The 19,787-nt window shown below is 73.1% G+C and carries 18 protein-coding genes and 1 pseudogene; 10 read left to right on the top strand and 9 right to left on the bottom strand.

Annotated elements, in window-relative coordinates:
- The first annotated feature begins 4 nt into the window (after positions 1-4).
- The 4 genes and pseudogenes from Mam01_RS37415 to Mam01_RS37860 all read left to right on the top strand — a co-directional run.
- Complete coding sequence (locus Mam01_RS37415) at positions 5-133, top strand: hypothetical protein (RefSeq protein ID WP_263641786.1); 129 nt, start codon at positions 5-7, stop codon at positions 131-133.
- Between the two features lie 8 nt (positions 134-141).
- Positions 142-987 (top strand): glycosyltransferase, encoded by an 846-nt coding sequence (locus Mam01_RS24895; RefSeq protein ID WP_204287626.1) that lies wholly within the window; start codon positions 142-144, stop codon positions 985-987.
- Between the two features lie 32 nt (positions 988-1,019).
- Entirely contained in the window at positions 1,020-2,183 is a 1,164-nt protein-coding gene (locus Mam01_RS24900; RefSeq protein WP_239101587.1) for a glycosyltransferase family 4 protein, read from the top strand.
- 59 nt (positions 2,184-2,242) lie between these two features.
- Positions 2,243-5,338: pseudogene (locus Mam01_RS37860) on the top strand (alpha-(1->3)-arabinofuranosyltransferase domain-containing protein); the annotation flags it as partial.
- Between the two features lie 885 nt (positions 5,339-6,223).
- Here Mam01_RS37860 and Mam01_RS36900 read toward each other — a convergent pair.
- On the bottom strand, positions 6,224-7,501 hold the full coding sequence (locus tag Mam01_RS36900; RefSeq protein ID WP_239101588.1) for an acyltransferase family protein: 1,278 nt from the start codon (positions 7,499-7,501) through the stop codon (positions 6,224-6,226).
- 175 nt (positions 7,502-7,676) lie between these two features.
- Here Mam01_RS36900 and pgfA point away from each other — a divergent pair, with 175 nt between their 5' ends.
- A complete protein-coding gene (gene pgfA, locus Mam01_RS24910; protein ID WP_204287628.1) occupies positions 7,677-8,609 on the top strand; it encodes a cell envelope lipid trafficking protein PgfA in 933 nt (310 codons plus the stop codon).
- Positions 8,606-9,328 carry an aspartate/glutamate racemase family protein gene (locus tag Mam01_RS24915; RefSeq protein ID WP_204287629.1) on the top strand — a complete coding sequence of 241 codons (723 nt, stop codon included), beginning with the start codon at positions 8,606-8,608 and terminating at the stop codon, positions 9,326-9,328. Before pgfA ends, Mam01_RS24915 begins: the two co-directional genes overlap by 4 nt.
- Positions 9,329-9,406: 78 nt before the next feature.
- On the opposite strand, the gene Mam01_RS24920 is transcribed toward Mam01_RS24915, so the two are convergent.
- Together Mam01_RS24920 and Mam01_RS24925 are read right to left on the bottom strand one after the other, a co-directional pair.
- Positions 9,407-10,564 (bottom strand): S1 family peptidase, encoded by a 1,158-nt coding sequence (locus tag Mam01_RS24920; protein WP_204287630.1) that lies wholly within the window; start codon positions 10,562-10,564, stop codon positions 9,407-9,409.
- A gap of 115 nt (positions 10,565-10,679) precedes the next feature.
- Entirely contained in the window at positions 10,680-11,639 is a 960-nt protein-coding gene (locus Mam01_RS24925) for a LysR family transcriptional regulator (protein ID WP_204287631.1), read from the bottom strand.
- A gap of 147 nt (positions 11,640-11,786) precedes the next feature.
- Between Mam01_RS24925 and Mam01_RS24930 the strand changes: the two genes are divergently transcribed.
- Positions 11,787-12,995: a damage-control phosphatase ARMT1 family protein gene (locus Mam01_RS24930; protein WP_204287632.1), complete on the top strand. Its 1,209-nt coding sequence runs from the start codon at positions 11,787-11,789 to the stop codon at positions 12,993-12,995.
- 4 nt (positions 12,996-12,999) lie between these two features.
- Here Mam01_RS24930 and Mam01_RS24935 read toward each other — a convergent pair whose 3' ends face one another.
- The 4 genes from Mam01_RS24935 to map all read right to left on the bottom strand — a co-directional run bounded on the left by Mam01_RS24935 (position 13,000) and on the right by map (position 16,065).
- On the bottom strand, positions 13,000-13,716 hold the full coding sequence (locus Mam01_RS24935; RefSeq protein ID WP_204287633.1) for a hypothetical protein: 717 nt from the start codon (positions 13,714-13,716) through the stop codon (positions 13,000-13,002).
- On the bottom strand, positions 13,713-14,429 hold the full coding sequence (locus tag Mam01_RS24940; RefSeq protein WP_204287634.1) for a VC0807 family protein: 717 nt from the start codon (positions 14,427-14,429) through the stop codon (positions 13,713-13,715). The genes Mam01_RS24935 and Mam01_RS24940 overlap by 4 nt, the downstream gene beginning before the upstream one ends.
- A gap of 143 nt (positions 14,430-14,572) precedes the next feature.
- Positions 14,573-15,211: a LysE family translocator gene (locus Mam01_RS24945; protein ID WP_204287635.1), complete on the bottom strand. Its 639-nt coding sequence runs from the start codon at positions 15,209-15,211 to the stop codon at positions 14,573-14,575.
- Between the two features lie 86 nt (positions 15,212-15,297).
- Entirely contained in the window at positions 15,298-16,065 is a 768-nt protein-coding gene (map, locus tag Mam01_RS24950) for a type I methionyl aminopeptidase (protein WP_204287636.1), read from the bottom strand.
- Positions 16,066-16,117: 52 nt separating this feature from the next.
- Between map and Mam01_RS24955 the strand changes: the two genes are divergently transcribed.
- On the top strand, positions 16,118-16,396 hold the full coding sequence (locus Mam01_RS24955) for a helix-turn-helix domain-containing protein (RefSeq protein ID WP_204287637.1): 279 nt from the start codon (positions 16,118-16,120) through the stop codon (positions 16,394-16,396).
- Positions 16,397-16,528: 132 nt separating this feature from the next.
- Positions 16,529-17,122 (top strand): hypothetical protein, encoded by a 594-nt coding sequence (locus Mam01_RS24960; protein ID WP_204287638.1) that lies wholly within the window; start codon positions 16,529-16,531, stop codon positions 17,120-17,122.
- On the opposite strand, the gene Mam01_RS24965 is transcribed toward Mam01_RS24960, so the two are convergent.
- Positions 17,026-17,994, bottom strand: coding sequence for a LysR family transcriptional regulator (locus tag Mam01_RS24965; RefSeq protein WP_204287639.1), 969 nt, complete (start codon positions 17,992-17,994; stop codon positions 17,026-17,028). The genes Mam01_RS24960 and Mam01_RS24965 overlap by 97 nt on opposite strands.
- Positions 17,995-18,070: 76 nt before the next feature.
- On the opposite strand from Mam01_RS24965, the gene Mam01_RS24970 reads away from it, so the two are divergent.
- Positions 18,071-19,018, top strand: a complete 948-nt coding sequence (locus Mam01_RS24970) for a threonine ammonia-lyase (protein WP_204287640.1) — start codon at positions 18,071-18,073, stop codon at positions 19,016-19,018.
- 7 nt (positions 19,019-19,025) lie between these two features.
- Here the strand turns inward: Mam01_RS24970 and Mam01_RS24975 are convergent, their stop codons facing one another.
- Entirely contained in the window at positions 19,026-19,787 is a 762-nt protein-coding gene (locus Mam01_RS24975; protein WP_204287641.1) for a hypothetical protein, read from the bottom strand.

Raw genomic sequence — 19,787 nt, forward strand, 5'->3', positions numbered from 1 at the left:
TTCCATGCGCGTGCTTCTGGCGGTGGCCGTCGGCGGTCTGCTCGCCGTGGGTGCCACGGTGGGCCTGGTCAACGTGGCCGACACGTCTCCGAGCCCGGTCAACAAGCCTCTGTACAACTACGGCAGCCGCTGATCCCCGCCATGCCCCCGCCGAAGGGCTCCCCCGTGCTGGAGATCGTGATCCCCGCCCGCAACGAGGAGGCGCGGATCGCCAAGGGACTGTCGGAGCTGTGCGCGAAACTCGCCGCGCTGCCGTATCCCGCGCGGATCGTGGTCGTGGACAACGCCAGCACGGACGCCACGCCGGACGTCGTGCGGGCCCTGCCCCCGCGTACGACGCCGATCCGGCTGATCCGCTGTGAGACGCGCGGCAAGGGCGCGGCGGTCCGGGCCGGGCTGCTCGCCACCACCGCCCCTCTCGTCGGGTTCTGCGACGTGGACATGGCCACCGACCTCGCCGCGCTCGACACGGTGGTCCGGCTGCTCGTCGCCGGGCAGCCCGCGGTCATCGGCTCCCGCGCCGCGCCGGGCTCGGTCGTCGAGGCCCGGCACAGCCGGGTGCGCAGGCTGGGCGCCCGGGTCTTCCGCGCCCTGGCCCGCCGGGTCACCGGCCCGATCGGCGACACCCAGTGCGGGTTCAAGTTCTTCCACGGCGACCTCGCCCGCCGGGCCGCCCGGCGCCTGCGCACGACCGGGTTCGCCTTCGACGTGGAACTGCTGGCCCACGTGCACCTGCTCGGGGCCGGCGTAAGGGAGATCCCGGTGACCTGGAGGGACGTCGGCGGCTCGACGTTCTCGTGCTGGCGGCACAGCTGGGGGGTCTTCCTGCAGATCGCGGTCATCTGGGTCAGGACGCGCTCCGGCCGCCGGGCGGCCCGCCCCCGCCTCGCCCTGGCCTCCACCCGCCCGTTCGCGGAACCCCTGTCACCCGATCACACAGCCTTCGATCACACGGCCTTCGATCACACGCCGCCCGTCACCGCCTGAGCCCTGCCGGAACACCTCATGCCGACGAACACGTGAACGGGACGAACGGCGTGCCGCCGCGGCTGTCCGGCCTGCGCGTCGCCCTGGTCAACTGGCGTGATCCCTGGCACGAGCGGGCCGGGGGCGCCGAGGCGTACGCCTGGGAGATCGGCAGGCGGCTCGCGGAGTGGGGGGCGGAGCTCACGTTCATCACCGCGCGCGGCCCCGGGCAGGCGGCCGCCGAGACCGTGGAGGGAGTCAGGATCGTCCGCGGAGGCGGCACCTTCACCGTGTACGCCCGTGCCGCGGCCTGGCTGTGGCGTCACCGCCGCGAGTTCGACGTGGTGATCGACTGTCAGAACGGGATCCCGTTCTTCACCCCGCTGCTCGTGCCGCGGGAGGTGCGGGTGCTGTGCGTCGTGCACCACGTCCACGACGCGCAGTTCGGCGTGCACTTCCCGGGCTGGCTCGCCCGGCTGGGCCGGTTCCTCGAAGGCCCGGCGGCCCGCCGGGTCTACCGGCGGCACCTGTGCGTGGCGGTCTCCCCGTCCACCGTCGCGGCCATGCGGCGCAGGCTCGCGTGGACGGGGCCGATCACCGTCGTGCCCAACGGCGGGCACCCGCCTCAGCGGGCCTGCCACGAGCGGGCCGAGCGGCCCTCCCTCGTCTGCGTGGGGCGGATGGTGCCCCACAAGCGGGTGGAACTCGTGGTCGGCCTCGCCGAGACGCTGCGCGCGGAATGGCCGGGTCTCACCGTCGACCTGGTCGGCCGCGGCCCCGAACTCGGGCGCCTCACCGCCCTGGTGGCCGAGCGCGGGCTCACCCACGTCGTACGGCTGCACGGGCACGTCCCGGAGGAGGAGAAGGAGCGGCTCGTCGGCCGCGCCTGGGCGCATCTGTCCGCTTCGCAGGGCGAGGGCTGGGGGCTGAGCGTGCTGGAGGCGGCGGCGCTCGGCGTGCCGACGGTCGCCTTCGACGTCGACGGCCTGCGCGACGCCGTACGCGACGGGCGTACAGGCTGGCTGGCCGGGGAGGGCGCGGCGGAGGGCCGGTCGCTCGCGAAGGTGACGTCGGAGGCGCTCACGCTGCTGTCCGACCCCGCGCGGGCGGCCGAGACCGCGCGGGAGTGCCGCGCCTGGGCAGCCGGGTTCACGTGGGACCGCAGCGCCGCGATGTTCGCCGAGCTCCTGCCGGACGCACCCCGGAAGGGCCGATGAACAGCCACACGAGCAGCCACACAAGCAGCCACACGAGCACTCCCTCGACCGACGCCCGGATGCGGAACCGGCTGCGTCTGCTGGCCGCCTCGCTCCTGCTCGTCGCACTCGTGTTCCGGACGAGGCCCGGTGAGCTGCTGGCCGACACGAAGATCGACCTGACGGTCACGCCCGCGGCGTACCTCGGCCGGGCGCTCGACCTGTGGGATCCGGCGCAGTTCGGCCAGTTGCAGAACCAGGTCTCCGGCTATCTCTTCCCGATGGGCCCGTTCTTCCTGTTCGGGAAGCTGCTCGGGCTCGACGGGTGGGTGGTCCAGCGGCTGTGGATGGCGCTGCTCGCCGTGACGGCCCTCGCCGGGATGAACCGGCTCGCGGCCCGGCTCGGGATCGGCACGCCGGAGACCCGTCTCGTCGCCGCGCTCGCCTTCGCGCTGGCCCCCCGCGCGGTGTCCGACCTCGGGGTGCTGTCGGCCGAGGTGCAGCCGATGGCGCTGCTGCCGTGGATCCTGCTGCCGCTGGTCACCGCCGCGCGGGGCGGCAACCGGATGGTCTGCGCGGCCCGCTCGGCGTTCGCGGTGGCGTTGTGCGGCGGGGTCAACGCGGTCGCGGTGGGCGCGGTCCTCGTCGTCCCGGTGCTGTTCGTCGCCACCCGCGACCCGGAGACCAGGCGGGTGCGGCTGCTGGCGTGGTGGCTGGCGGGGGTGGCCGCGGCGACCCTCTGGTGGACCGTCCCGCTGCTGCTCATGGGCAGGTTCGCGTTCTCGTTCCTGCCCTACACCGAGAGCGCGGCGACGACGACCCAGGTGACCTCGCTGCCGAACATCCTGCGCGGCACCGCGGACTGGGTGACCTCGATCACGGGCGGCGTGGGTCCGACGATGCCGGTCGGCTTCGAGCTCACCCACGCGACCTGGGCGGCCGTGGCGACGTGCCTGCTGGCCGCGATCGGGCTCGCCGGCGTGCTGCGGGCCGACGTGCCGCACCGGCTGTTCCTGACGCTGACGCTGCTGGCGGGCCTGCTCGTCATGTCGGCGGGCCACCTGGGCGCGCTGGAGTCGCCGCTCGCCCCGGCGGTCCGCGAGCTGATCGACGGTCCCCTCGCGCCGCTGCGGAACCTGCGCAAGTTCGACCCCGTGGTGCGTCTTCCGCTCGCGCTCGGCATCGCCCACGTGCTCGCCGTCGTACGGCGTCCGCGCTTCAGGGCCCGGTTCGGAGCACGGTTCCTGACGGCCGGAGTGGTGGCCGCGCTGGCGGGGGTCACGCTGCCGGCCATCCAGCTCGGGCTGGCCGGGCCGGGGACGTTCCGGGAGATCCCCGGCTACTGGCACGACGCCGCCCGATGGCTGAACGGCCGGGCCGGCGACCAGGCGGTGCTGGCCCTGCCCGGGTCCGCGTTCGGGGAGTACACCTGGGGGCGGCCGCTCGACGAACCCATGCAGCAACTCTTCACGGTGCGCTGGGCGGAACGGCAGATCGGCGCGGCCGGCTCGACCGGGCTGACCAGGGTGCTCGACGCGGTGGACCGGCAGGTGGCCGCCGGGCGCGGGTCTCCGGGTCTGCACGAGGTGCTGGCCCGCCTCGGTGTCCGGTTCCTCCTGGTGCGCAACGACCTGGACCGCCGCGCCATGGAGGGCACTCTTCCCGCGCGTGTGCACCAGGCGCTCGCCGACACCGAGGGCGTCGCCAGGGTCGCCTCGTTCGGCCCCGACGTCGGGTCGAGCTGGGACATGGACGACGCCGTCCTGGGCCAGGATCCGGCCTACCCCGCGCTGGAGGTGTACGAGGTCGGCGGCGCCGCCGACGTCGTCTCGCTGCTCCCGGCCGGTGACCTGCTGCGGGTGTACGGAGCTCCGGAAGGGCTGCTCGACCTGGCCGACCAGGGGCTGCTGAGCGGTCGATTCGGGGAGCGCCCCACGGTGCTGAACGCCGACCCCGGCGACGCCCGTGAGGCCGTCGTCACCGACTCCCTCCGCCGCAGGCAGCGGCACTTCGGCACCATCCGGAGGGGTGTCTCGCCGACGCTCGCCGACGGGGAGTCGCCGCCGGGAACCGGGGTGGTGGACGACTACCTGGAGCCGGGCTGGGCGCCGTTCTCCGCAACGGCCGCCTACACCGGTATAGCGGGCGTGTCGGCCTCCTCGTCGGCCTCCGACCCCGGCACCATCGCCATGCCGCAGTCGCCCGGCTATCTGCCGTACGCCGCCCTCGACGGGAACCCGTGGACGATGTGGCGGTCGGGCGGCACGGACGGGCCACTCGGCCAGTGGATCAGGATCGACTTCGAGCGGCCGCTGCGGCTCGCCGGGATCGGGGTGCGGTTCGTCACCGATCCCGTCCTCGGGCCGCCGCCCGTCCGGGTCGCCGTGGAGACGGCGGCCGGCCGCGTCGAGCAGGACCTCACGGATGTCGCGGAGACCGGCGGCTCCCAGAGCCTGCGGGTCCCCGACGGGCCGTCGTCCTGGCTCCGGCTGCGTGTCCTGCGGCTGGCCGAACAGCCGGAGGACGTGTTCGGCACGTCGGTGGGCATCGCGGAGATCACCGTTCCCGGCCTGACCACCGGCCGGACGTACCGGTCGCCGGACGTCTCGGGGCAGACCGCCGGGACGCCCACGACGTACGTCATGACCAGGGCGGGGGGCGACGAATCGCCCTGCGTGCTCGGGCCGGTCCGGTGGCTGTGTCAGCCGTCGTCGGAGCGGCAGGGGGAGGAGAGCTACACCTTCGACCACACCGTCACGGTCCCTGCGGCCGGTTCTGTGACGCTGACCGGCCGGGCCGTGCTGCGGGACGCCGCCGCCATCGACCGGTACGCGCAACTGACCGAGTTCCCGCAGGTCAGCGGGTCGAGTGTGGCCGTCGACCAGCCGGTGGCGGCGGCCAGGTCGGCCTTCGACGGCGATCCGCGCACCACGTGGATCAGCGGCGAGAACGACCGCCATCCCGAGCTGTCGATCCGGTGGGCGAAGGCCAGGACGGTCGGCCGGATCGTCGTCCAGCGCCCGAAGGGAGCGCGTCCGTGGACGTCGGTGCTGATCACGGCGGCCGGCGGCAGCGTGCGCGGCGGCTGGCTCGACGACGAGGGCGAGGTGCGGTTCCGCCCGGTGAAGACCGACCGGCTGCGCGTCCAGTTCTCCCCGGCGGCCCCGCCGCTGCAGGTCACCGACGTGCTGATCGACGGGGTGAAGCCGCTGCCGGACATCGCCGGGGTCCCGTTCACCCTCGACTGCGGCTTCGGGCCGGCCCTCATGATCGGCGGCGAGCGGGTCGTGACCCGCGTCGAGGGCGTCTACGGCGACGTGCTGACCGGGCGCCCGCTGCGCTTCACCTCCTGCGGCAAGGTGCGCGTCGCCCCGGGCGCCACCCGGGTGCGGGCCGTGCCGCTGGACCCGTTCCGGGTGGACTCCGTCGTGATGGACGGCGTGAAGGGTGCCGTGAAGGATGGCGTGGACCCGGCACCAGCCGCCACTCCGGAGTTCTCCGGGAAAACCTCGGCCGGGTCCTGGGGCGCCTCGCGGCGCACGGTGTCCGTCTCGGCTGAGGCCGACGCCTACCTGGTGCTGGGGGAGAACTTCAACCCGGGCTGGACCGCCACGGTCGCCGGGCACACCCTGACAGCCGTGAAGATCGACGGCTGGCGGCAGGCGTGGCGGATCCCCGCGGGCACGTCGGGGGTCGTCCGGCTCGACTACCCGCCCGACCGGGTCTACCGCGTCGTGCTCGTCGCGGGCTTCGCCGGTCTGCTCCTGGTGGCGTTCCTCGCGACGCGTCCGGTCCGCCTGCGCGCCCCGCGGGCCGTACGGACCCGGGAGGCGGTAGTGAGCCGGTGGCTGCCGGCTCCGGTCGCGGCCCTGGCGGGGTGGTGGATCGCCGGTCCCGCGGGTCTCGCGGTGGTCACCGGGTGCGTCCTCGCCGCCCTGTGGGGCGGACCGGCGCTCGGTCGTCTCCTGCGCTCGCCGCTGCCTGTGGTGTCACTGCTCGTGCCCGCCGGGGTGCTGGCGACCCTCTCGTGGGGCGACTCCTGGCAGCAGCGGGCCGCGCAGTTACTCTGCCTGCCCGTTGTCGCGGCGCTGCTGGTCGCGCTCACCGCGGCCGGGACCAGGACGTCGGCCGGGACCGAGACGCCGGCCGAGCCGCCGGGCGGGCTCCTCGACGAGGAAGTGGCTCAGGGTGGCGACCAGGACCGAGACGGGCACGACCGCGAGCAGCACCGGCCAGAACCCGCCCGTTAGGGGCTTCATGTCCGCGAGCCGGTAGAGGACGGCGATCACCAGGACATGCCACAGGAACAGGCTGTAGGAGACGCGGCCAAGGAAGCGCATGACCGGGTTGCCGAGGGCCCGGTCGGCGAAGCCTGGCCGGCCGTCCGAGAGGGCCAGGGGCGCGACGAGGAAGACCGCCGTGACGCCGTAGAGGGCGGTCTTGAAGCACGAGGCCCAGAACGTGTCGCCGCTCAGGGTCCTGGGGCCGGTCAGTTCGGTGCTCGCGACGACGAAGGTCAGCGCGGAGATCAGCCAGCAGGCGCCGGCGGAGGAGCCCAGCGTGCGGCACAGCACGCCCACCCGGCCGGCCGGCTGCTCCTTCGCCCAGGCGGCGAACAGGGAGACGGCCATGCCCAGGGCGAACCACAGCAGGTAGCGCGGCAGGTGCAGGCCCATCATCGGCTTCCACGTGGGCCAGAAGGTCGCGGCGATGTAGGCGAACGAGACCGAGCCGAGGAGGGCGAGCGCGAGCAGGGCGCGAGAACCCCTCCGGTTCACGTCACCGCTCCCGCGCGCCGCCAGGAACGCGACTCCCGCGCCGATCAGCGGAAGCGCCAGATAGAAGGTCGCCTCCACCGGGAGGGTCCACATCTGGTAGAGCCCCTCGGGGCCGGTTCCGGTCCACCACGGGTCGGGATCGTAGATCGAGAGCAGGCCGAGCCATTCGACCCACGTCCGCACCGAGCCCAGCCGCGCGGAGTGGAACAGGACGAGCCCGGCGGTCACCGCCACCCAGTAGGCCGGAAGCACGCGGAGCGCACGCCGCCACAGGTAGACGCGGGTGCCGGGGCGTCGCCCCGCACCGAAGAGGGCGGCCGCCCAGGGGCGGTAGAGAAGCAGGCCGGAGAGCACGAAGAAGATAGCGACGCCCACGTCGCCGTGGGCGACGAGCCAGGAGAACTCCGAGTCGCCGTACATCTCCCCGGTCACCGAGGCGACGTGCAGCGTCAGCACGAGCAGCGCGGCGACCGCGCGGATTCCGTCGAGGGAGTTCTGATGACCGCCGTCGCCGGGGACCGGTCCCGCCGGCGTGCCGAGGTCGACCTGTGTGGCGGTCAAAGCTGATCACTCCGGCACATAGGCGTACGATCGGCACACTGTATCTCAGCCAGGCGTCACTCGTTAGAACGTGTTCTTGGCGGCGGTCACGAGCCCGCACTACGATACGCGGGCCAACCAGACCAACTCGGCATAACAGGTTCCAGGCCGTACTGGGGAGATCCCGGAGGACTTGATGAGACGGACCGGTGGACTCGTTCTCCTCGCGCTGGGGGTGTTCTTCGTCGTGCTGGCGCCGCTCCTCCGCTTCTGGGCGGCGGACCGGCTCGTGCACGCGCCCGCGGACCAGGACAGCACGACCGAACTGAGCGCGCCGAACGCCCGCTACTTCAGCGTCGCCGACATGAAGGTCCTCACCGGGAACCTCGCCATCACCGTGACGACCCGCGGCGACACGGAGGAGTCGGCAGGCGACCACGTCGTGTGGGACCAGTTCACCAATGTCAACGACGTCACCAACGAACGTCGCGGCATCTCCTTCAGCCTGTTCCGCAGTGCCTTCAACAAGTACGACGGCACCGGCGTGAACTGCTGCCAGGTCAACGTGGACAAGACGCCGGTGCGGCTGCAGGGGCAGATCTTCCTGTTCCCCTTCGGGGTCGAGAAGAAGACCTACTCCGTCTACAACCCCGCCGCCAAGCAGGCCTTCCCGGCGGAGTTCGCCGGTGAGGAGGTGCTGGACGGGTTGCGGGTCTACCGGTTCGTGCAGGAGATCCCCCCGACGGTCACCGACACGCTCAAGGTGCCCGCCACCGTGCTCGGGATGAAGGGGAAGGGGGACAAGCAGGCCGAGCGCGTGTACGACGGCACGACCACCTTCTGGGTCGAGCCCGAAACCGGTCTGCCGGTCAAGCAGGAGCAGAAGCGTCACGAGGTGCTGAAGACGGAGGACGGCGTCGAGCGCACACCCGCCCTCGTCGGCACCGCGACCTACACCCCGGAGACGGTCGGCTCGCTCGTCCGCACGGCCAGGGACAACATGAACCAGATCACGCTGCTGAAGACCACGATCCCGCTGGTCTCGCTGATCGTCGGTCTCGCGCTCCTCCTCGTCGGCGCCTGGCTCATGCGGCCGGAGCGGCCCCAGTATCCGGATCAGGCGTCGTGAGACATCTCGGCGTTCTCGCGCACAGCACGGGAGGAGCGGCCCTCTGCTTCCTCACGTTCTGCGAGGAGGGTTTCCACCGGACCGGCCGCAACGAGCATCCCGACATCACCCTGGACTACATCGCCTTCGGGTACAGCATGCCCGCCTGGGAGGCGGGGGACCACGCGACCATCCGGGCCACCCTGGCCACGAGCGCCGATCGGCTCGCGCGGGCCGGCGCCGACTTCTTCGTCTGCCCCGACAACACTGCCCACCTGGCCCTGGAGGCGCCGGGACCGGACCTCCCGCTGCCGGGCCTGCACATCGCCGAGGTCGTCGCGGAGCAGGCTGCGGCGGAGGGGCGCACCCGGGTCGGCATCCTCGGCACCAAATACACGATGGACGGCCCGCTGTATCCCCGTGCGCTCGCCGCCCGCGGGATCGCCGCCGAACTTCCGGACGCCGCCGACCGCGACCTCGTCAACGAGGTCGTCTTCACGGAACTGGTGAACGGCGTGATCAGCGAGGCGTCGCGCCGGGAGTACCTCCGGGTCATCGAACGGCTGGCCGGCCGCGGTTGCGACGCCGTCGCCCTCGTCTGCACCGAGATCCCGTTGCTGATCACGCCCGAGGTCTCCCCCCTGCCGACCCTGGACTCGACCCGTCTGCTGGCCCGTGCGGCGTACGACGTCTCTGTCGGCGAGCGGGCGATGCCGGTCTGGCGCGGCGGCCCGCTGTGAGCGTGTGACGAAAAGGGGGAGGCTCCCCCGCCGGTCGGGCGGGGGAGCCTCCCTTCACTGGTGGTCAGTTGGCAGGGATCAGCCGGTGACCAGGGTCAGGCCGTAGACGGAGAGGATCTCGTTGACGGGCTGGAAGTAGGTGGTGCCGCCGCTGGAGCAGTTGCCGGAGCCGCCGGAGGTCACGCCCTGGGCCTGGCTGCCCGAGATGAACGAGCCGCCGGAGTCGCCGGGCTCGGCGCAGACGTTGGTGCGGGTCAGGCCGCTGACCGTGCCCTGCGAGTAGCGGACGCTGGCGTTGAGCTGCTGCACGGTGCCGCAGTGCCAGCCGGTGGTCGAGCCGGACCGGCAGATCGAGGACCCGACGGCGGCCACGGAGGAGCCCTTCACGACGACGTTGCCGCCGCTGTAGTTGTTGACCCAGGGCCTGACGGTCCAGTTGCTGTTGACCGCCGCCCAGGAGTAGTCGTTGCCGGGGAACGAGTAGCCCTGGAAGGTGCCCATGAGGACGTGGTTGTAGCCGTACACGGTGCTTCCGGCGGTGGCGCAGTGCCCGGCGTCGACGAACCCGGGCGTGCTGCCCTTGCGTACGGAGAAGCCGATCGAGCAGCGGGCCGAGCTGCCGATGTAGTAGGCGTCGCCGCCGCGGACGTCGTAGAAGGTCTGCGGCGCCTCGCTCGACTGCTCGACCCGTACGGCCGACTTGTCGACGCCGCTGGCCGCGACGAGCTTCTCGGCCGCGGCGGTGTCGGAGGCCAGTACGACCACGCTGTTGGTGCGCACGTCGACGTACCAGAGGGACGCGGCGGAGGCGGGCGCGCCGGCGGCGGCCTTGTCCAGCGCGGCCTCGGCGGCGTCGAGAGCGGCCAGGTTGCGGGCGACGATCGTCGGCTGCGCGCCCGCGGAGAGGATGGCGCCCGCCTTCGAGGCGTCGGTGGTGGCGACGATCAGGCTGTCGGAGGTGACGCCGGAGACCCAGGATCCGGCGTAGGCCTCGCCGAGCGTGGCCCGGACCTTGGCGTCGGTGTTCATGGCCTTGGCCTCGTTGGCCAGACGGGCGTTCGCCTGGTCGGCGCTGAGCCCGAGGTCGCGCTGCATCGCCTCGATCATGCCGGGCGACGGAGTGCCGATGGAAGAGGCGGAGGAGTTGCTCGGCTCGGCCATGGCCGGGGTGGCGACCGTGGCGAGGGCCGTGACGGCCAGGGCGCATGCGGCGGTTACCGTGCGTCTGCGGAGCATGTGGGGCTCTCCTTGTCTTCGGGGGGTGCCGTCAACGTAACCGACCATCCGCGTCATGCGGATCTATCAGTTCGCCCCTATCACGGCGTTATGGAAAGCTCCTCCGCGAAGGATGTCACGGCACGGCACCATAGTCAGGATTGGTGACGAGCCAGTCCGCATAGCGTGAGCTGCGCCTGACGGCGTCAGCGTACGCGGCCCGTGCCTGGGCCGCCACAACCGGCGCGGCCCGCGCGCCGATCGAGCCCGAGTGCCAGCCGAGCAGGTGCCGCCAGCCCAGCGGAGCCCCCGCCAGCGGCATCATCACGAGCCCGGACGTGAGCTGGAACGTGGCCTGGCACAGGGCGACGGCCTTGCCGACCCCGACCAGGTGCAGGCAGGTGCCCACGTCCGTCTCGTAGATGGACTCGGGCACGAACCCGGCGCGCGCGCAGGCGGTGGCGAAGCAGTCGGAGAAGCAACCGTCGCCGGGGGCCACCACCCAGCGCTCGTCGGCGAGGCGGGACAGCTCCAGTTCCTTCTCCCCGGCGAGGGGGTGCTCCTCGCCCAGGAGCACGAAGACCGGGTCCATGCCCACCGTGGTCCAGCTCATCGCGTCGGCCGCGGGCGGAGGGCTGTCGCCGCACCTGCCGAGGAGCACGAAGTCGAGCCGTCCGGCCGCGGCCAGCCCGGTCAGCTCGTCGGCCGACCAGGAGGTGCGGGTGGTGATCGGGATCCCGGGCTGCGCCGCGGTCAGCCGCTCGACGAGCCCGCCGAGTATGGGGCCGTGCGTGGCGCCGAGCCGGTAGCCGGGCAGCTTGACCGACGTGTTGGCGAACCGTACGGCGTCCTCCTGGAGGTCGCGTACGGCGGGCAGCAGCACCCGCGCGCGGGCCAGCACCATCTCACCGAGGGGAGTGGGGCGTGCGCCGTTGCGGTCGCGTTCGAACAGCGGCCCTCCGAGTGAGCGTTCGATGCGTTTGAGCTGGGCGGTGAGGGACGGTTGGGCGAGGCCGAGCCGGGTGGCCGCCTTCGTGACGCTCCCGGCTTCGGCTACCGCGTGCACGATCCTGAGGTGGCGGATCTCCAGATCCATACCGGGAAACTACGGCGACAGTGGTATGGCCGCAATCCCACATTGTCATGAAATTTGACTTTAACGCGTGAACGGAGGGGGCGGTGCGGCAGGTGCGACGCCCTGCGCTTTACTGACGGTGAGTGTCACGAGCGGGGAGGACGCCGGATGAACCATGACCTGGACGCTGCCCGGGACGAGACGCCGGCCGCCGCGCCGATCCTCGGCAACGTCCCGGGTTCGTACGCGCTGAGCGTGTTCCGGGAGCGGCATCCCGTCCTTATCAAGCAGGTCAGGGAGGCGTTGCCGTACACGCCGGACCGGCGGCGCGCGCTCGACCGGCTCCTCGGCGAGGTCGAGCGCGACGTCATGGAGCCGCTGGAGCCGTCCGCGCACGATGGCGCCGCCTGGGCCGAGTGGGGCCGCGGCAAGATCGGCGGGCGCTGGGTCGACCAGCCGTTCCTGTGGGCCGAGAGTTATTTCTACCGGAAGCTGCTGGAGGCCACCGGATACTTCGGCGACGGCCCGTGGCGGGGGGTCGATCCGTTCGGGCCCCTGAAGCAGGCCGAGCTCGACGGGCCGGACGTGGACGGAGAGCTCGCCGCGCTCGACGAGACCGCCGCGCTCTCCCCGGACGAGCGGGCCGAGGCGCTCCTGCTCGGCTCGCTCTGGGGCAACCGCGCGGACCTCTCCCACAGCGCGACGGGTACGGCCGGAGGCGGCGGCGAGCGGGCCACGGGCCTGGTCGTGGACGACGGCCCGCTGCTGTGGGCGCTGCTGGGCGACCTCGCTCCGGCGCGGATCTGCCTGGTCGCCGACAACGCGGGGCGGGAGCTGCTGCCCGATCTCGTGCTGGCCGACCACCTCCTCGCCCACGGACTGGCGAGCGAGGTCGCGCTGCACGTCAAGCCGGTCCCCTACTTCGTGTCCGACGCCACGCCGTCCGACGTGCTCGCGTGCCTGCGGCGGCTCGCCGCGGCCCCCGGCCGGGCGGGGGAGGCCGGCGCCCGGCTCTGGGCGGCGACGGAGGACGGACGGCTCACGCTGCGGGCGCATCCGTTCGCGTGTGCCCCGCTGCCGTACGAGGACATGCCGGGCGACCTGCGCGGCGAGTTCGCGGCGGCCGACATGACGATCATGAAGGGCGACCTGAACTACCGCAGGCTGACCGGCGACCGCATGTGGCCCCCGGCCACCCCGTTCGCCGCGGTCACCGGCTACTTTCCCGGGCCGGTCGTCGCGCTCCGCACGCTGAAGTCGGACGCGCTCGTCGGCGTTCCCGAGCGCACCGCGACCGAACTGGACGCTACGGGCCGCTCCTGGCGCACCAGCGGCACCCACGCCATGATCCAGGGCAGCCGCGGTCAGACGGCGTAGGGAGTCAGCCGGCGTAGGCGGCGGCGAGCGCTCCGAAGACCTCCTTGGGCTCCCGGCGGCCGTCCTCCAGGACGCGGACCACCCCGTAGGAGGCCATGTCGAGGTCCCGGCGCGGATCCGGGTGGTACGGGAACTCGTAGCCGGCGAAGGTGAACCAGAAGGCGGTGTCCACGCCCTCCTCCTCGAACACGGAGAGAAGTTCACGCAGGTAGCGGACCTGCTCGCCCTCGTCGCGGACGTAGTCGCCGTCCAGCCGGGGCGGCCGGGTGCCGCGGTCGACGATGGCCCACGCCATGCCGCCACGTGCGCCTGCCCCTGTGTAGGCGCACGTGCCGAACTCGGTGACGGCCACCGTCTCGCCGGGCAGGAAGCCGGCCGCGAAGACGCTCAGCTCGCAACCGGTGACGAGCACCACCCGCGCGCCGTCGCGCCGCAGCTCCTCGGCCCGCTCGGCGCACTCGGCGAAGAACGGCGCGAGTTCCCCCGTGGTCAGCTCGCAGGGGAACGGCGAGAACCACACCTCCAGCCCGGCCTCGGCGGCGTGCCTGGCGGCGACGCCGAGCCGTTCCGGATGGCCTCCCGTGATCCGTACGGCGGTGCAGTGCAGCTCCCCGGCGATGACCCGCATCTCCTCGCGGACCGTGTCCGGGTCGAAGCTCTCCCGCGAGCTGCGCCCGCCCGGGAGGAAACCGGTGTCGTAGGTGATGCCCCTGCCTCTCATCGCTCGCCCTCCGGATGCTGCTTCGCCTCGGTGTTGACCATCATCATGATCGGCCCGGAACCGAACGCGCCGGCGAGCACGAGCCCCAGTGCGATGGCGGCGACCAGCAGCACGTTGGACAGCCAAACCATGGTGGAGACGGGCAGCGTGAACGCGCCGGCCAGCCGGACCACGCACTCGGCGAACAGCACGCCGCCCCAGATGGCGCTGAACCTCCGCTCGGCCCGGCGGAAGCGGGCCGAGCCCTCCGCGAGCCGCTCCCAGGCCGCCTCCTTCGCCGCGTTCCCCTTGGTGACGAACACCCGCATGCCCGCGGTCATCACCGGCCGCCCGGTGAACGCCGACAGCATGATCGCCAGGCTGAGCACGCCGCTGAGACCGGAGTCCTTGGCGATCATCATTCGGGCGTCGCCGGTGAGGAAGCTCAGCGCGATGCCCGCCACGTTGACCACGAGCGTCAGCGCGGCCATGCCGTTCAGGGTCCGCTCGCGGACGATCCCGGTGACGACCCGGACGGCCGGGATCACCCCGCTCACCGCGAGCGCGGTGACCTCGCTCAGCCCGAACGCGCCGTGCAGGACGTAGTAGCACGCCATCGGCGCGGCGACGTCCAGCGCCAGCGGGACGAGCATCCGGCGGAGGTTGCCCGTCGGCGGCCGAGCGGTGTCCCTCGAAACGGCAGGAGGGGAGGGGGAGGTCAGGATCTGCGTCATCGGCGCGGCTCCTCCGGGGGTCGGCGCAGGTGTCTTCCTGCGCCTCAAGCCTCCCGGACGCCGGTGCCGCCGGACAGATTCGCCGATCCCGACTCCGGCAGTACAAATGTCCCGGTCGTACTGCCCCTCGTACGACCGGCGGGTCAGGCCTTCGCGGCGCCTTCACGGGCCAGGGCGGCGACGACGCCGAGCCCGAGGTAGACGACGCCGCTGCCCCGGTCGAGCCGCCGCCGGGCGCGCGCCGACGACCGCAGCCGCCCGGCCAGCACCGAGGCGAGCAGCGCGTACGTGCCGTCGCTGGCCATGCCGAGCGCCACCCAGACGGCCCCGAGCACCAGCACCTGCGGCGCCACGGGGCCGCGCGCGGGATCGACGAACTGCGGCAGGAACGCCAGGAAGAACATCGCGGTCTTCGGGTTGAGCACGTTGACCACGAACCCCTCCCCGAACAGGCGGGTGCGCGAGGCGACCCTGACCTCGGCGGCCTCCGTCTCCGGCCGTCGCAGCAGCTTGCGGACGCCCAGGAAGACGAGGTAGGCCGCGCCGAGATACTTGACGACGGCGAACGCCGTGGCCGACGCGGCGAGCAACGCGGTGATCCCGAGCGCCGCCGCGGCGATGTGCACCAGCGAGCCCGCGTGGACGCCGAGCACCGACACCAGCCCCGCTCCGCGGCCCTGGGCGACGCTGCGGGTGACGATGTAGAGCACGGCCGGCCCCGGCACCACGAGCAGCGCGAGCGTGGCGGCGGCGAAGAGGGCGAGTGTGGGCAGGGTAGGCATGCTCGGATCGTACGGACGCCGCCCCCGCGCGGGCATCCCGATTTTCGCCGGAGCAGCCGGTCAGAGCAGCCGGTCAGGGCACCCGGTCAGAGCAGGGTGAGCACCCGGGGGCCGTCCTCGGTGATCGCGATCGTGTGCTCCATGTGGGCGGCCCGGCTCCCGTCGGTGGTGTGCAACGTCCAGCCGTCCGCTCCCGTGAGATAGCCGTCCCGGCCGCCGGCGATGAACATCGGCTCGATGGCCAGCGCCAGGCCGTGCCGCAGCGGATATCCCCGCCCGGGGCGGCCGTGGTTGGGCACCGGCGGATCCTCGTGCATCTGACGGCCGATGCCGTGGCCGCCGAAGTCCCTCGGCATGCCGTACCCGGCGTCGCGGGCGACCGCGTCGATCGCCGCGGAGATGTCCCCGATGCGGTTGCCGACGGTCGCGGCGGCGATCCCCGCGTCGAGCGCCCGCCGGGTCGTGTCGATCAACTCCACGTCGCCGGTGCGCGGAGTGCCGACGACGAAGGTGACGGCGGCGTCGGCCGTCCAGCCGTCCAGTTCCGCCCCGCAGTCCACGCCGACGACGTCGCCGTCACGCAGCCGGTAGTCGCCGGGGACGCCGTGCACGATGGCGTCGTTGACGGACACGCAGATCACCGCGGGGAACGGGGTCGGCGCGAAGTGCGGCCGGTAGCCGAGGAAGGGCGACCGTGCCCCCGCCTCACGCAGCACCTCCCGCGCCGTCTCGTCCAGCTCCCTGAGCCGCATCCCGACGGCGGCGGTCCGGCGTGCGGCGTCGAGCGCGCGGGCGACGACGCGCCCCGCCTCCCGCATCGCGTCCAGCGCGGCGTCGGTCTTGATCTCCACCATGACTCACCCTCCAAGTGGCACCAATACTTATACCGGTATTAGTATCACGGTCATGGTGAGAGTGCCCCTGACCCCCGAGGAACGGCAGCGGGGGGAGCGGTTCGGCGCCCTGCTCCGGCAGGCGCGTGGCGAACGCAGCATGATCGAGGTCGCCGCGGCGGCCGGGCTGTCGGCGGAGACGCTGCGCAAGATCGAGACCGGCCGCGCGCCGACGCCGGCCTTCTTCACGGTCGCCGCGCTCGCCGCCGCGCTGGGCCTGTCTCTGGACGAACTCGCCGCCGCCTGTGCGGAAGGCCCGAGCGCCGCGGCGGAGTTTCGCCGGGCCGGCTGAATCTTTCACCGGTCCGCGACGGTGTCGCCCGGCCGGCGGCGGCCGGCTCGGGGGACGTTCGCCCTGGTGGGTCGGGTCGGCGGCGCACCGGGCGGCCGATGGGACGAGGGCGCGCGGCCGTGATTCCTGTACATGCGGCGCAGAAGAAACGACGCTGAGGGCACCGCCGGATGGTCCTGCGTCTTCCTCGTGGAGGTGTCGATGCGACTCGCCCCCGCCCGCCTGCGTCGTTCGGTCGTTCTCGCGGCCGTCGTGGCCACGGCGTCCGCCGCGGCCGGGCTCGCCGGTCCGGGTGCGGCCGTCGCCGCCCAGAGGACGGTTTCCACCTCCTCGTGGAGCCCGTCGCCGACCCCCACAGTCACCCCCACGCCGGGCGTCATCGTCTCGCCGTCGCACGTCGCCGTGCCCGAGGGCGGCTCGGCGGTCATCCACGTGCGGCTCAGCGGGCGGCCGTCGTACGGCTGGGTGACCGTCGACAGCGAGCCGCTGTCCGGTGACTCCGATCTGCGGATCGGCCCCCGGCTGCTCTTCCCCGCGGACACGTGGAGCACCTGGCAGACCCTCCTCGTCTTCGCCGAGGAGGACGCCGACTCGACGAACGGCACCGCCACGTTCCTGTCCAAGATCAGTCAGCTGCCCGGCACCGGGACCGCCGTCTGGAGCGCCACCGAGCTCGACAACGACGGCCCGACGCCGTCGCCGGCGCCCTCGCCCGCGCCGAGCTGAGCCCGGAGAAGGGCGGCGACCAGGGCGGCCGTGGCGGGCGGATCGGGCGGCTCGCCGTACGTCGCCGCGTGGACGTGGCGGGCCGGGCCCGGCAGTTCCGAGGTCAGCACGCCGGGATGGCGATGGGCCGACAGCGCCAGCCGGGGGAGGACCGCCACGCCCAGCCCGGCCGCGACCATCGCCTGCACGGCCACGTAGTCGTCCGTCGTGAACGAGACGCGCGGCTCGAAACCCGCCTCGGCGCACAGCGCGAGCAGGTGGGCGCGGCACCGCTCGCAGCCCGCGATCCAGGGGGCTTCGGCGTACGCCGCCAGATCCGCGGCCCGGTCGTTTCCGGCGGCGCCGGCGGTCACCAGGAGGCTCGGGTCGTCGAGCAACGGGACCAGCCGGACGCCGTCGTCCTCGGGGCCGGTCCCGCCGTACCGGAAGACGACGGCCACGTCGACCTCGCCCGACCGCAGCAGGCGTAGCGCCTCGGGCGGCTCGGCCTCCATCAGGCGCAGGTCCAGCCCGGGATGCTCCTTCGCGAGCCGCGCGGCGGCGGTGGGAACGAACGTGCCGAGGGCCGAGGGGAACGCGGCCAGCCGTACGCGCCCGGCCCGCAGCCCGACGTGCGCGGACAGCTCGGCGGACGCCGCGTCGAGGCGGCCGAGGATCTCGGCGCCGCGCTCGGCGAGCAGGCGGCCCGCCTCGGTCAGGCGGAGGCCGCGTCCCACCCGCTGCACCAGTTTCGCGCCCGTCTCCGCCTCCAGCCGGGCGAGATGGTGGCTCACCGACGGCTGCGAGTAGTGCAGCTCGCGGGCCGCCGCCGTCACCGTGCCCGCCCGGGCCACCGCGACGAGGACACGCAGCCGTACGACGTCGATCGTCATCTATCAACCATGTCTATCGGTTTCCTCGGACACTTCAGTTGGACGTGTCTACCAGTGTCCGGCCACGCTGGTGCGCATGACAGGCATTCGCGACATTCTGGACGCTCGGCGGCTCATCGCCCACCATCTCCCCGAGACGCCCATGTGGTCCTATCCGGTGCTCGACGCCGCGGTCGGCGCGGAGGTGTTCGTCAAGCACGAGAACGTGCAGCCCACGGGAGCGTTCAAGGTGCGCGGCGGCATCACGCTGCTGGCCCGGATGGCCGACCGCGGTCGCGGGGTCGTCACGTACTCCACCGGCAACCACGCCCAGTCGATCGCGTACGCGTCCCGCCTGTACGGCGTGCCCTGCGCGGTGCTGATGCCGGAGAACCCGAACCCGGCCAAGGTGGCGGCGGTCGAGGCGCTCGGAGCGACCGTCGACGTGCGGGGCGCGACGATGGTGGAGACCGCCGGGCACGCCCGCGATCTCGCCGGGCGCACCGGGCGCAGGCTGATCGGCCCGGCCGACGAGCCGGACATCATCGCCGGGGTCGGCACGCTCTACGCCGAGATGTTCGCCGCCCGGCCGGACCTCGACGCGGTGTTCGTGCCGGTCGGCAGCGGCACCGGAGCCGCCGCGGCGTGCCTGGCCGCCGCCGCGCTCGCGCCCGGCTGCCGGGTGATCGCCGTCCAGTCGGCGCAGGCCCCCGCCGCGCACGACTCGTGGCGGCTGAACGCCCTGGTGAACAGACCAGTCAAGACCGTCGTGGAAGGGCTCGCCACCGGCTCGGCGTTCGCGACGCCCCAGGCCGTGATGCGGGACAGGCTGGACGACTTCGTCCTGGTCAGCGATGACGACATCCTGCGGGCCCAGCGGATGCTGCTCGGCGAGGCCCACACGCTCGCCGAGGGAGCGGGCGCGGCCGCCCTCGCCGGGCTGCTGGCCCGGCGAGAGGAGTTCGCCGGGCGGCGGGTCGCCGTCGTCTGCACGGGCGGCAACGCCGGCCCGGCCGAGCTCGCCCGCCTCCTCGCCGCCCTCTGAGTGCCGGTCAGGGGCCGAGGTCGCGGCGGGTCGCCTCCTCGACCTCGTGCAGGCTCTGCCGGGTGAGTTCGAGCTCGGTCGTCAGGTCGTGCAGGGCCTGGCCGCCGCCGTCCGCGCCGCCGGAGGTCGCGGTCATGGCGGAGATCTCGACGGCCCGCGCGACCAGGCCCTCCAGGCTGATGGCGCCGGACTCCAGCCGGGCCAGCACCCGTTCCCGCGCGCCCGACAGCCGTCCGTACACCTCACGCTGCGCGTCCAGCGCGGCGATCGACCGGTCGAGCTCGCCCGCGACCTCCTCCCGGGCCGTACGGCGGGCCTGCGTGAGCCGCGCGCGCTCCTGATCGAGGAAACGGGGGTCGAAGCGGGCGAGGGCGGACCCGGTGACGGAGGCGTGCCCGGCCAGCCGCCACAACGTGCCGACCGTGTCGTCCACCTGCGGGCGCATGTCCGCGATCCGGTCGAGCAGGATCTGCCCGCGCATGGAGGCGGTCAGGTCGGCGAACGACCCGGCGGCGCGCTCGGCCCGCCGCAGCCAGGCCTCCTCCGCGCTGCCGCGCGCGACCGGCGGCCCCTTCGGCTCGGGCGGATCGGTGCGGCTCTCGTCTCCCGTGGACTGCCACGCGGAGGCGAAGGCCTTGGTGAGCCACACCGCCACGCCGGCGACGGCCGCCCCCGCCGGATGGACGTCGACCGCCCAGGCCGCGCCCGCGGCCGTGGCGCCCAGGAGCAGCGCCCAGGGGTCGCGCAGTTCCTCGGTGAAGCGGGACAA

Origin of the sequence: Microbispora amethystogenes, from assembly GCF_016863015.1 — a bacterium.
Classification (GTDB): Bacteria; Actinomycetota; Actinomycetes; order Streptosporangiales; family Streptosporangiaceae; genus Microbispora; species Microbispora amethystogenes.

Bases quoted from the DNA above. Each gene is read 5' to 3' on its own strand.
- Mam01_RS24930 (WP_204287632.1), top strand. From the start codon at position 11,787: ATGAACCATGACCTGGACGCTGCCCGGGACGAGACGCCGGCCGCCGCG.
- Mam01_RS24970 (WP_204287640.1), top strand. From the start codon at position 18,071: ATGACAGGCATTCGCGACATTCTGGACGCTCGGCGGCTCATCGCCCAC.
- Mam01_RS24935 (WP_204287633.1), bottom strand. From the start codon at position 13,716: ATGAGAGGCAGGGGCATCACCTACGACACCGGTTTCCTCCCGGGCGGG.
- Mam01_RS24965 (WP_204287639.1), bottom strand. From the start codon at position 17,994: ATGACGATCGACGTCGTACGGCTGCGTGTCCTCGTCGCGGTGGCCCGG.
- Mam01_RS24925 (WP_204287631.1), bottom strand. From the start codon at position 11,639: ATGGATCTGGAGATCCGCCACCTCAGGATCGTGCACGCGGTAGCCGAA.
- Mam01_RS24940 (WP_204287634.1), bottom strand. From the start codon at position 14,429: ATGACGCAGATCCTGACCTCCCCCTCCCCTCCTGCCGTTTCGAGGGAC.
- Mam01_RS24895 (WP_204287626.1), top strand. From the start codon at position 142: ATGCCCCCGCCGAAGGGCTCCCCCGTGCTGGAGATCGTGATCCCCGCC.
- Mam01_RS37415 (WP_263641786.1), top strand. From the start codon at position 5: ATGCGCGTGCTTCTGGCGGTGGCCGTCGGCGGTCTGCTCGCCGTGGGT.
- Mam01_RS24955 (WP_204287637.1), top strand. From the start codon at position 16,118: ATGGTGAGAGTGCCCCTGACCCCCGAGGAACGGCAGCGGGGGGAGCGG.
- pgfA (WP_204287628.1), top strand. From the start codon at position 7,677: ATGAGACGGACCGGTGGACTCGTTCTCCTCGCGCTGGGGGTGTTCTTC.
- Mam01_RS24945 (WP_204287635.1), bottom strand. From the start codon at position 15,211: ATGCCTACCCTGCCCACACTCGCCCTCTTCGCCGCCGCCACGCTCGCG.
- map (WP_204287636.1), bottom strand. From the start codon at position 16,065: ATGGTGGAGATCAAGACCGACGCCGCGCTGGACGCGATGCGGGAGGCG.
- Mam01_RS24960 (WP_204287638.1), top strand. From the start codon at position 16,529: ATGCGGCGCAGAAGAAACGACGCTGAGGGCACCGCCGGATGGTCCTGC.
- Mam01_RS24920 (WP_204287630.1), bottom strand. From the start codon at position 10,564: ATGCTCCGCAGACGCACGGTAACCGCCGCATGCGCCCTGGCCGTCACG.